Genomic DNA, 14,189 nt, shown 5'->3' with positions numbered 1-14,189 from the left:
TCCAACCTTCTCGGTGTTGAAAACCGGATTTTTGAATCTTATTGAATTAAGGTGAGGAATTGTAACCGAAGGCCGCTTTAGCCCTGTTGCCCATTAATGAATTTCAAGAATATCGCAGCCATATTTTCGAAGGGAGCTATTATACGATGGACCAAGAAAATGATCATATCCGGGAACATGCTGATGGCGAGAATATGCCTGGCTTTATTCAAGAATCGGATCAGGAAAAACAGGCGGAGCAGGATACCGATAAGAAGACTCCTGCAGAGGAGCCTCATATAGGCATTTGGACCAAAAAAGAGGTTCAGCAAAAAAGGGACGCAGAAAAGTCTGACTCCCTCGAGGATTCCATCATATATTGGCAGCAGAGCGATAGAATCAGCAGAAGTCTAGCCACAACGAAACGAACGCTTGAAGAAGTGATCGGTCTTGGCAAGAGCTTTGATGTCGTCTTCCGCGAAATGAGCTTCGCTGGCAAGAAGACGGGCATGCTCTTCATTAATGGCTTCGCAGACAGCGAGATTATGCTGGAGATTATTAAACGGCTCACTTATTTAACGCCGGACAATTTGTCCGGGGGGGCAATGCGATCCTTTTTCGAAATGTATATCCCGCATATTCAGGTGGAGAAGGCTGAGGAATTAAGCGTTGTGATTGATAACATCCTGATCGGGATGAGCGCTTTCTTCATAGAGGGCGAACAAACGGCGATTATTATGGATACGCGTCAATATCCGGTGCGTAGTCCGGAAGAACCGTCGCTTGAACGGGTCGTTCGCGGAGCCAGGGATGGCTTTACGGAGACGATGCTGACAAATGTGTCTCTGGTGCGGCGGCGGCTTCGTGACCCTGGGTTGAAGTTCGAGGCCTTTCAGGTGGGCAGGCGGACAAAGACAGATGTAAGTCTGGCCTATATTGATGATATCGCCGATAAGCTGGAGATTGGAGCAGTCCGGAAGAAACTAACCAGCTTAGACATAGACGGAATTCCGCTGGCCGACAAACAGCTGGAAGAAGCTATTTTGCACAGAGGCTGGAGCCCGTACCCTCATGTCCGATATTCCGAGCGCCCGGATGTCGTCGCTTCCCATTTACTCGAAGGAAGGATTGTATTATTCGTTGATACTTCGCCCAGTGTCATTATTTTGCCTACGACCTTCTTTGATTTATGCCAACACGCCGAAGAGAACAGGCAAACTGCTTTCATGGGCACTTATCTAAGATGGGTCCGCTTTTTTGGTATTTTTGCGTCGCTATTTCTACTGCCATTATGGCTGTTGATTGTGATGCATCCGGAATTCAAGCCGGCTATACTAGACTTTGTCGGTCCGCATGATAAAGCGAAAATTCCTCTAATCGCCCAATTCCTGCTTGTAGAGTTTGGCGTGGATTTGATGCGCATGGCCGCAGTGCATACTCCAACGCCGCTGGCCTCCGCAATGGGCTTGATCGCGGCGATTATGATCGGTGATATTGCCGTTAAAACGGGCTTGTTCATCAACGAGGTCATTTTGTATATGGCGATCGCAGCGATCGGGATGTTCGCAACGCCAAGTTATGAATTGGGGCTGGCCAATCGGATGGTCCGGTTGTTCCTGCTCGTCGCGGTGGCTATATTTGGCGGGCCTGGCCTTGTTGTCGGAACAACGTTGTATATTCTGTTCCTAACTTTTCAACGTTCCTATAACTCGCCTTATTTGTGGCCATTTATCCCGTTTAATGCCAAAGCAATGGCTGCGATATTGTTCCGGGTTCCGGTTATGACATCCAAGCAAAGACCGTCTTTCAACAAGCCGCGTGACCGCACGCGGATGCCGCAGAACGAATAGATGGTGGGCGTGTCTACCAAATAACACAAATCATGTTCACAATAATCCATTTTTCAGTTCACCGTTTGTTTGCTATACTGGTGTAAAATTGAAAACAGTGGAGGATTGCATAGATGTATTTACACGGTACGAGCAAAATTAATACGAAAGGCCATCTGGAAATCGGCGGCTGTGATACAGTAGAGCTCAAAGAGACCTACGGCACACCGCTCTATATTGTAGATGAAGACCTTATACGGCAACGGAGCCGTGAATATATGGATGCCTTCCGGGCATCCGGTTTGTCCTTCCAGGTTGCATATGCAAGTAAAGCCTTTTGTGTTATGGCTATGTGCCGGCTGGTTGAAGAGGAAGGCCTGTCCCTGGACGTAGTATCAGAAGGCGAATTGTATACTGCACTGCAAGCAGGCTTTCCTGCGCAGAGAATTCACTTCCACGGCAACAACAAGACGCCATTTGAGCTGGGGATGGCTATTGACGCGGGCATCGGCTGCTTTGTAGTCGATAATTTGGTGGAGCTGCATATGCTGCAGGCCATTGCGTCTGAGAAGAACGCTGTGGTAAATATTTTGCTTCGCGTGACTCCTGGAGTCGAAGCGCATACGCATGAGTATATTTCAACCGGACAGATCGATTCCAAATTTGGTTTTGATATCGGAAACGGAGCTGCCTTCGAAGCAGTTAAGGCGGCGGGCTTGTGCAATCATCTGAATCTGCTCGGGGTGCATTCACATATCGGTTCGCAGATTTTTGAGGTTGAGGGGTTCCAGTTAGCGGTTGAGCGAGTTGCTGATTTTGCGGCTCATGTCAAGGAACAGCTTGGTGTTCTGTTTAAAGTAGTTAATCTTGGCGGGGGCTTTGGGATAAGATATACGGAAGAGGATAAGCCGCTGAAGGTTGCTGATTATGTCAAAGCAATTACGGACGCTGTTAAGCAGCACTTTAGCCTTAGCTATCCTGAGCTTCCGGAAATTTGGGTGGAGCCTGGTCGCAGTATTGTAGGCGATGCCGGTACTACGCTCTATACGGTTGGAACGAATAAAGACATTCCCGGCGTACGCAAATATGTAGCTGTCGATGGGGGCATGACCGACAATCCGCGTCCGGCTCTTTATGAGTCCAAATATGAGGCATTGCTGGCGAACCGTGCTTTCGATTCCAATGAAGAGACGGTATCGATTGCCGGTAAATGCTGTGAAACAGGCGATATGCTGATCTGGGATATTGAGCTGCCAACGGTAAACACCGGAGATCTATTAGCAGTGGCTTGTACGGGAGCTTACAATTATGCGATGGCAAGCAACTACAACCGGATTCCGCGTCCAGCTGTTGTATTTGTTAAGGATGGACACAGCGATATCGTAGTAAGGCGCGAGACGCTCGATGACATCGTTGCTTATGATACGATTCCTGAGCGGATTTCAAAGCAGCCCTCCTACAAATGAGAGTCTGAGGATTAAGAGCGGGCTTTTGTGTCAATAATGATTAGAACCGTGAGGAGAACGCATGAATGGCGCATTCTTCACGGTTTTTCATTTTGTATAATTGGCTTCCTCTTTGCTCTACCGGAGATTTCATAGTACACTGGAATAGGTTTTTGACTAACGATTAAATAAGAGGAAGTGACCGATATGAAAAAAGGGAAGATCGTATTGGAAAATGGCGGAGTGGTTGAAATTCAATTTCTGCCTGAAGAAGCACCAGGTACGGTAGCAAACTTTGAGAAGCTGGCTAATTCCGGTTTCTACAACGGACTTACGTTCCATCGCGTAATTCCGGGCTTTGTAGCCCAAGGGGGATGCCCGACCGGAAATGGTACAGGTGGCCCTGGCTACACCATCAAATGCGAGACAGCAACGAACGTAACAAAGCATGAACGCGGTGTTTTGTCCATGGCCCATGCGGGTAAAGATACTGGCGGCAGCCAATTCTTTATCGTATACGAACAACAACCACATCTTAACGGGGTACATACCGTATTTGGCAAAGTAACCTCCGGTATGGATCTTGTGGATCAAGTACGTCCTGGCGACAAGATGCAAGAAGTAACAGTTTGGGACGAATAGTACAAATGTATGCAATAAGAGCCTGCGAACTCGCAGGCTCTTTCTTGTAGTGCTATTTTCTAGAACTATTGCTGATCGGACTTTTCATCCTTGATTTCTTCGCGGAATCCTTCAATGCTTCTTAGACGTTTCTTGTTCTTGTCCTCGATTTGCTGCTTTTCCGTACCGGAGATTTCATCGGCATGCTCGCTCAGGTAGTCCTGACCTTCACGAAAATTTTGGATGGTATTACTTATATGTTTGCTTAATTTTTGCGCGTTGTCCGAACGATCGTCGGGCTTAGCCATGGAATTGCCTCCTTTAAGTCTTGATTGTAAAATCGACGCTGGACGTCAGTGATTATCATCTGCTCAGCAAGAGATTTTATTCACAGAATGCTTGCCTTATCTGCGGAGAGTTTGTTCGATCCTTGATTTTTTAGGGGGATAGTGATAACATTCGTTATGCAACAAAGTTTTGCACAATCGAATAATTTTTCCTTCGGGGTCGGGTGCAATTCCCAACCGACGGTGATGGCATGCGTTATTTGATGGGGCTTCTTAAGCCTGATGAGATGCATGCACGAGTCCGTGACCTGTATATCACTTGATTTCTAATCATGAGATATATGGCTGAGCCGGTGAGATTCCGGGACCGACAGTATAGTCTGGATGGGAGAAGGAAGACGCAGCAGAGCTTTTGGCTAACATTATGCGCTGGGACATACTTAAATATGTCGCATATTTGCAGCCGTTAAGTTCTTATTTTCACAAAGTTAATGTGCATAATGTACATAGCTTCTGTTACAGCATAGCCATGATGGCTTTGTCTGTTCAGCGATGTGATTTTTTTGCGTACTCACTCTCATAATAACCCTGATGGATTAGAATCCGTCGGGGTTTTATTTTTGGGTTCTACAACAGATTAGATAGTGAGGGAGGTGGGAAAAGTGCAGCTGCTGAACGATGAGTTTTATATGGGTCTTGCTCTGGATATGGCTGAGCGTGCTTTGGGCCAGACTGGAATTAATCCTGTGGTCGGCGCGGTTGTCGTCAAGAACGGGGCTGTCATAGGTATGGGTACACATTTGAAAAGAGGAACCGCCCATGCGGAGGTTCACGCTCTAAACATGGCGGGTGCTGAGGCCGAGGATAGTACGGTCTATGTCTCCTTGGAACCTTGCAGTCATTACGGAATGACGCCTCCATGCTCGCAGCGACTCATTCGGGAGAAGGTAAAGCGTGTCGTTGTAGCTTGTGAAGATCCAAATCCAAGTGTAGCAGGCAGAGGGATCGAGATGTTGCGCGAGAGTGGCATTGAGGTGGAAGTCGGAGTGCTGCGTGAGCGGGCGATTAAGCTCAATAGAAAATTCAACAAGTATATTACCACGAAGTTGCCCTATATCACTCTTAAGACAGCGAGTACTCTGGACGGCAAGATCGCCTCGAAGAGCGGAGACAGCAAATGGATCTCCAATGAGGCTGCCCGCGAAATCGTGCACACCTTGCGTCATCAGCATCAGTCGATTCTGGTGGGGGTCGGAACGGTCATCGCCGATGATCCACTGCTTACAACAAGGTTGTCGGTTCCGGGGTTATCTCCTGTTCGAATTATCGTGGATTCAGCCTTAAGGGTTCCCGGGAATAGCCAAGTCCTAACGGATGGCAAGGCACCGACCATTCTATTGACAACAAGCCATGCGGCTCAAGACAGAATAGATGCACTGCGCGAGCAAGGCATTGAAATCATCATATGTGGAGACGGGCCAGAGGTTGATCTGGAACTTGCCATGCGCCTGCTTGGCGAACGTGAGATGGCCTCGATTCTGGTCGAGGGTGGAGGAAGGATCAACGGGTCGATGCTGCAGCATCATTTGGTTGATGAATTGATGATATTTATGGCTCCCAAACTCATTGGCGGCCTTGAGTCTCCAGGGAGCTTTATCTTTGACGGCTATGAACGAATGCAAGATAGCATAGTGTTAAAGGATATGGAAGTGGAGCTCATTGGTGATAATATTTGTGTCAAAGGACAGCCGATGTATTCCGTATAACCTGATACAGGGCAACAAGGAGGCAAGATCATGTTCACTGGAATTGTTGAAGAGATCGGTACGATGAAATCGATCAGCCATAAAGGGGAAGCGATGGTTCTCGGTATTCTGGCCAGCCGCATTATGGACGATGTGAAGCTGGGGGATAGCATCTCAGTAAATGGTGTATGCCTGACCGCCACTTCCCTGGAAGCTTCCGGCTTTACGGTAGATGTCATGCCACAAACTTATCGACATACGAATCTGAGCCGTTTGAAGCCTGGCAGCAAGGTGAATCTGGAACGAGCTATGGCTGCTGGCGGACGATTCGGCGGACATATCGTACAAGGCCATGTGGACGGAACCGGCACGATTGCAAGCATGCGTCAAGATCAAAATGCGGTCTTCGTTGAAATTGAACCCTCGGAGCCAGCTCTTTTTAAATACATTATCCCGCAAGGCTCGATTACGATTGATGGCATCAGCCTGACGGTCGTCAGCGTTGAAGGAGGAAGGTTCAGGGTATCCATCATTCCACATACCTGGAGCGAGACAGTGCTAGCGTTAAAACGTGCGGGGGACACGGTCAATCTGGAGACGGATGTGCTAGGCAAGTATGTGGAGCATCTGCTGAAATTTAACCATGACCCATCAGGCCAATCGCAAAGCGGCAATCCTTCAAATGTAAATTTATCATTTCTAGTTGAGAATGGATTCGCCTGACATCATCAGGTCTTATAGGGAAATGAATGAACGCAAAGTTTGAAGTTACGGTTCCTTAGATTCATTTGAAATTTGCAGCAATAGCAGGAGGGGATTCATATGAAAGATATTCAATTGGATCGAATTGAAGATGCGATTTATGACTTAATGCGCGGCAAAGTCATTATCGTGGTTGATGATGAGGATCGGGAGAATGAGGGAGACTTTGTAGCGCTAGCTGAGAAAGCCACTCCGGAAGTGATCAATTTTATGATTACGGAGGGTCGCGGACTCGTCTGCCTGCCGATTACGCAAGAGCGAGCAGAGGAGCTGGAGCTGCAGCCGATGGTGGCGCAAAATACGGATAATCACGGGACAGCCTTTACGGTATCGATTGATCACCAGGCTACTTCAACTGGCATATCCGCTCATGAGCGTTCATTGACCGTTCAGAAGCTCATGGACCCGGCGGCCAAGCCAAGCGATTTCCGCCGCCCGGGACATATGTTCCCACTGATTGCCAAGAAGGGCGGTGTATTGCGCCGCGCCGGGCATACGGAGGCCGCTGTGGATCTGGCTCGGATGTGCGGGGCATACCCGGCAGGAGTGATCTGCGAAGTGGTTAAGGAAGATGGGACGATGGCGAGATTGCCGGACCTGGCTGAAATGGCCAGAACCTTCGACCTGAAGCTGATCAGTGTCAAGGATCTGATCCATTATCGCAATGAGAAAGAAAAGTTGGTCAATCGCGAGGTAGAAGTGAATATGCCAACTGATTTCGGTGATTTCAGGGTCGTTGCCTACACCAATGATGTTGACTCCAAGGAGCATGTGGCGCTTGTAAAAGGCGATATCGGTGGTGATGCACCCACACTGGTGCGCGTGCATTCCGAATGTCTCACCGGCGATGTCTTCCATTCGCATCGTTGCGACTGTGGCCCGCAATTTGCGGCAGCACTGAGTCAGATCGAGAAGGAAGGCAGAGGTGTACTGCTCTATATGCGTCAAGAAGGACGCGGTATTGGGCTGATCAATAAATTAAAAGCCTATAAGCTGCAAGAGCAAGGCTTCGATACGGTGGATGCCAATCTGAAGCTGGGGTTCCCGCCAGATCTGCGCGATTACGGGATTGGCGCGCAAATTTTGAAGGATTTGGGAATTCGCGAGATTCGTCTCATGACCAATAATCCGCGTAAAATCACGGGCCTTGAGGGTTATGGCCTGAAAGTGGTTGAGCGGGTGCCGATTCAAATGGAAGCCAATGAAGACAACACCAGGTACTTGCATACCAAGCAGTTAAGAATGGGGCATCTGCTGCAATTTGATGATATCGAGCAGGATGAGTCCTTATAATATTAACTTTACTGTCTAGAAACTAATACAACAAACAATTTGAGGGGAATGGATAAATATGGCACATGTATTCGAAGGACATTTAGTATCTGAGGGTTTAAAGTACGCGATCGTTGTTGGACGGTTTAATGAGTTTATCACGAGCAAGCTGCTGAGTGGAGCGTTAGACGCATTGAAGCGGCATGGTGTCAAGGAAGAGGAAATATATGTAGCCTGGGTTCCCGGGGCGTTCGAAATTCCTTTCGCGGCACAGAAATTAGCGGAAAGCGGCAAATACGATGCAGTCATTACGCTGGGAACCGTCATTCGCGGTTCAACAACACATTATGATTATGTCTGCAACGAAGTCGCTAAAGGCGTGGCAGCCATCGGCCTGAAGACAGGGGTACCAACCATCTTCGGAGTGGTAACAACCGAGAATATTGAGCAAGCGATTGAACGTGCTGGAACGAAGGCAGGCAACAAAGGCTGGGATTCGGCGATGGCGGCGATTGAAATGGCGAACTTGACGAAACAGCTAAAATAGTGCTTATTTAATGTAGTACCCTTTTTAGGGTACTGCATTTTCATTTTATTCGAGATGTTTATGTTACGTAGGCATTTTTATGGGTGGAGGAAGTTCATTGACGACGGTATTATATAAACTGGAAGCGTTCGAGGGGCCACTTGATCTCCTCTTGCATTTGATTGATAAAGCGGAGATCGATATTAATCAGGTCTCGATTAGCGAGATAACCGACCAGTATCTTGAATATTTACATAACATGCAGGAGCTGGAGCTGGAGGTTACCAGTGAATTTCTCGTCATGGCGGCCACACTACTATCGATTAAGAGCAAACAGTTGCTTCCCAAGCCGCCTGTTATCGAGCTGGATGAAGATTACGGCTATTATGAAGAGGAAGAGGACCCGCAAGAAGAACTGATTCGCCAACTGATTGAGTACCGGAAGTATAAAGGAATCGCCGAACAGCTGCATGAAATGGAGTGGGAGCGAAGCCTTATTTTTACGAAGGAACCTGAAGACTTAACTCCATTTTTGCCTGAAATTCAAGAGAATCCGGTGAAGGGGCTGCATACCCAGGATTTAATAGAAGCCTTTCAGAGGGCGATCCGTAAAGCGGTTAAACGCAACTCGGTAGCGCGAATCCATCGCGATGAGATCTCTGTGAAGGACAGGATCCAAGAAGTGGTCTCCGTGCTCGAAGGAAGCGGTAGAGGAGGCCGGTTGCTATTCTCCAAGCTGCTGCATGAGGAGATGTATCGTCATGAGATTGTCGTTACGTTTCTGGCTATCTTGGAATTGATGAAGATGAAGCAAGTGGTTTGTTATCAGAACAAACTGTTTGATGATATAGTTATTGAGTGGAGAGGTGAAGGTTCGGCCGATGAATTTTCAGGAATTGAAATCGATTATTGAAGGTTTGCTATTTCTTGCCGGGGAGGAAGGAATCAGCGTTGCACAGCTGGCGGAAGTAACCGAGCAGCGTAAGGAGATCATTAATGATGCTCTCTTGGATTTAAAGAGCTCTTTCGAACGGGCGGAACGGGGGCTGCAGGTCGTCCAAATTGCCGGCAATTATCAATTAGCGACTTTGCCTCAGCATGCGCCTTATTTTGAGAGACTGGCATATTCACCTTCCCGGTCCTCCTTATCCCAAGCGGCGCTTGAGACATTATCGATTATCGCTTACCGTCAGCCGATAACGCGGATTGAAGTAGAAGAGATTCGTGGTGTCAAATCGGAGCGGGCTATTCATACTTTGGTGAACAAAGATCTGATTGAAGAAGTAGGACGGGCTGAAGCGATTGGCCGACCGATTCTTTATGGGACAACCAAAGCATTTCTCGACTATTTTGGGCTTGCCAATCTGAAGGACCTGCCGGCTATGGAGGATATCCAGCCCTCAGATCAGCTTGAGGAGGAGACACAGCTCTTGTTCAGGAAGCTGGAAGAGCAGCAGCTGACCTTTGATGATGTGGCGCGTGACAAAGTGGAATTAACGAATAACGACGAATAGCCGTTCGAATAGCCTTTTTTTGTTTTTTGCAGTAATTGACCTTTACCGTAATAGGTAGAGGTTTTTTTACGTTGCGAATGTTTCTTATAGTGAACAGCCATACTATTAAGAGCTTATTATCTGAATAGCATGGAGGGCGTTCTCGTGTGGATTTGGCTCGGAAGCAGCCTGTTCCTGCTGTGTCTCATCATTGTGTTACTCCTATTATCGCATATCAAGCTTCAGTTCTTTGCCAAGAAGAGCAATAAGAATGACATGGTTACGATCGATGTTACATTGCTCTTTGGCCTGATCTCGCTTCACTATAAAATACCGGAGATTGAACTGAAGAATTTGCAGGAAGGATTAATTTTCCGGGGAGAAAACAGCAATAATTTGAACGAGGGACAGACGGCAAATCACGAGCAGGCAATTAATAAACATAAGATTGAGCAATGGGCGGATGATTTTAGAACAATGCTGGAAGCTATCCTTGGACTTCGCGGCTGGATGAAAGCCACATTGAAGCATATTAAGGTTACCCAATTGGATTGGTCCACTAATATTGCCCTATCCAATGCGGCGCATACTGCAACGTTAACCGGTTTCGCTTGGGCGCTCAAATCGACCCTTATCGGATTTTTATCTTATCGCATTTCACTGCAACAACGTCCCAAGCTATTCGTGGTACCTAAATTTGGATCTCCTCCTTTATTTGTCAGCCAATTAAAATGCAAAGCGCGTATTCGCCTAGGTTATGCCTTATATGCATCGTTTGTATTGATCTTTCGGGTATTGCGTGAGAATAAAGGGCTGCGCAAATGGCTTAAGATATTGTCCAAAGCCAAATCAGCAAAATCATCAGAGCGCGAATGAGACTTCAAGGACCTTGAGGACTTAAATCCCATACATACAACATGCGCGGTATGAGCAGACTACGAAAAGCGTAGGAAGTCCTTATTCAACCCAATTCTTAAGGAGGAAGTTACAATGGCTGAACATCCAATTCAAGGGCTAATGCAAACGGCGATGGAGAACATTAAAGAAATGGTTGATGTGAATACCATTGTCGGTGAACCTGTTCAAACACCTGACGGTAGTGTGATTCTTCCAATCAGCCGTGTTGGTTTTGGCTTTGCTGCCGGAGGCAGTGATTTCTGTGTTGAGAATGATCATAATTATGAAAAGAGCAGCTCCAGCGGTTCTGATGACCATGCTAAAAGACCTTTCGGCGGTGGTAGTGGGGGCGGTGTCTCCATCAATCCGATTGCTTTTCTTGTTGTAGGTACTCAGGGAGTACACATTGTTCCACTCGATAATCAGACTCATTTGGCTGAGAAGATGATCGATGCGCTGCCGAATGTAATTGACAGAATTCAATCGATGATTCCAAGTCGCAAAGAAGATGAGCCTAAAATCGAAGTTCATACAGAATTATAAAAAGGAAATCTAAAAAGTCCACTTTTGATAAGTGCAAGCCTGGCTTCACCCAAGGGGCAATAAACGATCCTTTCCGGAAGCTCCGGGAGGGTTCTTTTTTTGAAAAAAACCATCCTTTGAATCGCGGTTGCTCCTCCCTGAATGACTTCGATCTGGTTTTCTTATCAAAAGTGGTCTTTTTGACTACCCTAAGTTGGGACATACTATCTTGGTGAAATGCATATAATGATACAAGTTCGCCAAGCATTCAGCCGAAAGGAATACGACGATGAGAATGACATCCAAGATACGCTTTATATCCTTGTTGACGAGTTGCCTGCTGCTGCTATATCCATTAGCGGTACAAGCTGAAGAGCAAGAGAAGCCAAATAGACCGCAGAGCCCGGGGGATCATGCCCAAGCAGCAGCTCTGCTAGATGTTGCCTCTGGCAGGGTGCTCTATGAGCATCATGGAAATGAAGAGCTTCCGATTGCCAGTCTGACGAAAATCATGACGGCGATTGTGGCGATTGAACATGGGCGATTATCCGATAAGGTCAAGGTGGGTCGGGCTGCGTTCGGTAAAGAGGGTTCGTCGATTTATCTTCATTTGGGCGAAGAGATGACCTTGGAAAATATGCTGTTTGGACTAATGCTGCGCTCAGGGAATGATGCGGCTACAGCGATTGCCGAGCATGTCGGCGGTTCGGAGGAAGGGTTCGTTCGTCTGATGAACGAGAAGGCGGCGCTGCTAGGGCTTAACCACTCACAATTTCAAAATCCACATGGATTAGACGCCAAAAATCATTACTCTTCTGCAGTAGATCTGGCCAAGCTAACGGCCTACGCAATGCATAATCCTGATTTTAAAGAGATCGTTAAGACGCAGGTTAAACAGGCACCGAATCCAAATGATCCTTGGGATTATAAATGGATTAACAAAAATAAAATGCTGCGCTTCTACGAGGGAGCAGACGGTGTAAAAACAGGTTATACGAAAATAGCCAGACGTTGTCTGGTCAGTTCAGCAACCCGAAATGGCCAGCAGCTTGTAGTGGTAACGATTAATGATGGGGATGACTGGAATGATCATCGCAGACTGCTTGATTATGGCTTTGGGCATTTTCCGCTTGTAGAGATCATCAAGAGAGGACAAAGCTTGCACAGCGGTGTTGTTTCCGGTACAAGCTTTAAGTATGCTCTAACCTCAGAAGAATCGGGACAGATCGGGAAGAAGCTGGTCTTGCAGGAGGAGAACGAGCTTAGCTTCGGCAGGCGGGGAGAGCTGCACATTATGTTGGACCAGCAGCTAATCGGCAAGATTCCTGTCTACAAACGCGGCAGCCTTCCGCCGGTTCCGAAACGGTATCAGCAGGTTTATAGCTCTGGCAGCATGCGGCCGGATTGGTTTACCTCATTTCAGCATGCATTAAGATCTTTGTTATTTTCGGGGGATTAAGGGAAGAAATGGATGGGCTGAAAGTTAGGGGGACGAGGGGATATGGTAAATAAAATATGGCTGGGACTCATCGTCATCGGCTTCTTGTTCGCCGCGGTCAAGGGTGATATCAATACGGTAACCCAAGCAGCCTTTGACGGCGCTGCAACGGGGGTTACGGTTTGCTTCGGTCTGATCAGCGTACTTGTCTTCTGGCTAGGGATGATGCGGATGGCGGAGGATGCGGGGCTAATCAAGACGATCTCCAAATTGCTGGGGCCTGTAGTATCTTATTTGTTTCCCGATGTTCCTAAAAACCATCCGGCGATGGGCTTTATTCTCACCAATATGAGCGCAAATCTGCTCGGCCTAGGAAATGCCGCTACACCGATGGGAATCAAGGCGATGCAGCAGCTTCAGGAGTTGAATCCGGACAAGGATACGGCTTCTCCGGCGATGTGTACACTGCTTGCCCTCAATACGGCGAGTATTACCTTGATTCCTACGACCTTAATCGCGATCAGGCTTAATTTCAACTCGGCAAATCCGGCGGAGATCGTAGGCTCTACGCTTATCGCTACCGCGATCGCAACGATAGCGGCGATTGTAGCCGACCGATTCTACCGCAGGCGCTACTCCAAGAAAATACCGCCGCTAAGCCCCCCGAATACGATGACCTTGAAGAGGTAGAAAGGGGTGAGCTTCATTGCTGGAGTGGATTAATCTTCTGTCCGCCTGGGCTGTCCCGGTTATGATCGCATTCATTCCTTTATACGCTTATTTCAAAAAAGTACCTGTATACGAGTCCTTCGTGGACGGAGCGAAAGATGGCTTTAATACGGCGATTGGAATTATCCCCAATTTGGTTGGCATGATGGTGGCGATTAGCGTCTTTCGGGCTTCAGGGGCGCTGGAGTTTTTTGTCGGTCTGGTATCGCCTTTGTTTGAATATTTACGTATTCCTGCCGAGGTGCTGCCGTTAGGCCTGCTGCGTCCTTTAACAGGCACCGGCTCTCTAGCTTTCACAACAGATCTGATTAAAACCTATGGACCGGACTCCCTGATCGGACGAATTGCCTCAACCATTCAAGGGAGTACCGATACCACCTTGTACGTACTAACCGTTTACTTTGGGGCTGTCGGGATCCGCAACGGGCGTTATGCGCTCAAGGTTGGTTTGTTCTCCGATATTGTCGGATTTTTCGCTGCTGTGTTCATTTGTTTGCTCTTATTCGGCTAATACTTTTTAATAGAGAGTTTACATATAATCTAACCGCCTTGGGGGTGTTCCTGCTTGGGCGGTTATATTTTTGTAAAATGAACAGCTTTCTTGCGGCCTATTGTGAATTTCATCTCCTATAGGTATCATGTGT

The 14,189-nt window shown here is 47.5% G+C and carries 15 protein-coding genes and 1 riboswitch; of the genes, 14 read left to right on the top strand and 1 reads right to left on the bottom strand.

The genetic code is table 11. The features are described 5' to 3' along the window. Positions 1–194 precede the first annotated feature (194 nt). The 3 genes from DMN77_RS06995 (at position 195) to DMN77_RS06985 (ending at position 3,895) form a co-directional block, all read left to right on the top strand. Positions 195–1,829, top strand: a complete 1,635-nt coding sequence (locus DMN77_RS06995) for a spore germination protein (RefSeq protein ID WP_082790158.1) — start codon at positions 195–197, stop codon at positions 1,827–1,829. Positions 1,830–1,942: 113 nt separating this feature from the next. Further along, a complete protein-coding gene (gene lysA, locus DMN77_RS06990) occupies positions 1,943–3,274 on the top strand; it encodes a diaminopimelate decarboxylase (RefSeq protein WP_068781787.1) in 1,332 nt (443 codons plus the stop codon). A 186-nt stretch (positions 3,275–3,460) separates the two neighbouring features. Continuing rightward, complete coding sequence (locus DMN77_RS06985; RefSeq protein ID WP_068781786.1) at positions 3,461–3,895, top strand: peptidylprolyl isomerase; 435 nt, start codon at positions 3,461–3,463, stop codon at positions 3,893–3,895. A gap of 65 nt (positions 3,896–3,960) precedes the next feature. On the opposite strand, the gene tlp is transcribed toward DMN77_RS06985, so the two are convergent. Further along, entirely contained in the window at positions 3,961–4,182 is a 222-nt protein-coding gene (gene tlp, locus DMN77_RS06980) for a small acid-soluble spore protein Tlp (protein ID WP_068781785.1), read from the bottom strand. 185 nt (positions 4,183–4,367) lie between these two features. Next, positions 4,368–4,561: riboswitch (FMN riboswitch) on the top strand. A gap of 262 nt (positions 4,562–4,823) precedes the next feature. Between tlp and ribD the strand changes: the two genes are divergently transcribed. The 11 genes from ribD (at position 4,824) to DMN77_RS06925 (ending at position 14,056) form a co-directional block, all read left to right on the top strand. Further along, a complete protein-coding gene (gene ribD / locus DMN77_RS06975; protein ID WP_179014151.1) occupies positions 4,824–5,927 on the top strand; it encodes a bifunctional diaminohydroxyphosphoribosylaminopyrimidine deaminase/5-amino-6-(5-phosphoribosylamino)uracil reductase RibD in 1,104 nt (367 codons plus the stop codon). A 30-nt stretch (positions 5,928–5,957) separates the two neighbouring features. Beyond that, a complete protein-coding gene (ribE, locus tag DMN77_RS06970) occupies positions 5,958–6,629 on the top strand; it encodes a riboflavin synthase (protein ID WP_179014149.1) in 672 nt (223 codons plus the stop codon). A 99-nt stretch (positions 6,630–6,728) separates the two neighbouring features. Further along, complete coding sequence (locus DMN77_RS06965) at positions 6,729–7,961, top strand: bifunctional 3,4-dihydroxy-2-butanone-4-phosphate synthase/GTP cyclohydrolase II (RefSeq protein WP_068781782.1); 1,233 nt, start codon at positions 6,729–6,731, stop codon at positions 7,959–7,961. 58 nt (positions 7,962–8,019) lie between these two features. Beyond that, entirely contained in the window at positions 8,020–8,487 is a 468-nt protein-coding gene (ribH, locus tag DMN77_RS06960) for a 6,7-dimethyl-8-ribityllumazine synthase (RefSeq protein ID WP_068781781.1), read from the top strand. Between the two features lie 79 nt (positions 8,488–8,566). After that, the gene (locus DMN77_RS06955) at positions 8,567–9,379 is read left to right on the top strand and encodes a segregation and condensation protein A (protein ID WP_068781780.1); all 813 of its coding nucleotides are present in this window, start codon (positions 8,567–8,569) and stop codon (positions 9,377–9,379) included. Further along, the gene (gene scpB, locus DMN77_RS06950; protein ID WP_068781779.1) at positions 9,348–9,980 is read left to right on the top strand and encodes an SMC-Scp complex subunit ScpB; all 633 of its coding nucleotides are present in this window, start codon (positions 9,348–9,350) and stop codon (positions 9,978–9,980) included. The genes DMN77_RS06955 and scpB overlap by 32 nt, the downstream gene beginning before the upstream one ends. A gap of 144 nt (positions 9,981–10,124) precedes the next feature. Further along, the gene (locus DMN77_RS06945) at positions 10,125–10,835 is read left to right on the top strand and encodes a DUF2953 domain-containing protein (protein ID WP_179014148.1); all 711 of its coding nucleotides are present in this window, start codon (positions 10,125–10,127) and stop codon (positions 10,833–10,835) included. Positions 10,836–10,949: 114 nt separating this feature from the next. Then, entirely contained in the window at positions 10,950–11,399 is a 450-nt protein-coding gene (gene ytfJ, locus DMN77_RS06940; protein ID WP_068781777.1) for a GerW family sporulation protein, read from the top strand. A 274-nt stretch (positions 11,400–11,673) separates the two neighbouring features. Continuing rightward, positions 11,674–12,837 carry a D-alanyl-D-alanine carboxypeptidase family protein gene (locus DMN77_RS06935; protein WP_179014312.1) on the top strand — a complete coding sequence of 388 codons (1,164 nt, stop codon included), beginning with the start codon at positions 11,674–11,676 and terminating at the stop codon, positions 12,835–12,837. Between the two features lie 42 nt (positions 12,838–12,879). After that, positions 12,880–13,506, top strand: a complete 627-nt coding sequence (locus DMN77_RS06930) for a nucleoside recognition domain-containing protein (protein WP_179014146.1) — start codon at positions 12,880–12,882, stop codon at positions 13,504–13,506. 16 nt (positions 13,507–13,522) lie between these two features. Beyond that, positions 13,523–14,056 carry a spore maturation protein gene (locus DMN77_RS06925; protein WP_068781775.1) on the top strand — a complete coding sequence of 178 codons (534 nt, stop codon included), beginning with the start codon at positions 13,523–13,525 and terminating at the stop codon, positions 14,054–14,056. Positions 14,057–14,189: the final 133 nt, after the last annotated feature.

The sequence above is a fragment of the Paenibacillus sp. 79R4 genome (assembly GCF_013393165.1).
Classification (GTDB): Bacteria; Bacillota; Bacilli; order Paenibacillales; family Paenibacillaceae; genus Fontibacillus.
Note: the sequence above shows the minus strand (reverse complement) of the source record. Positions and strands in the feature narration are given on the sequence as shown.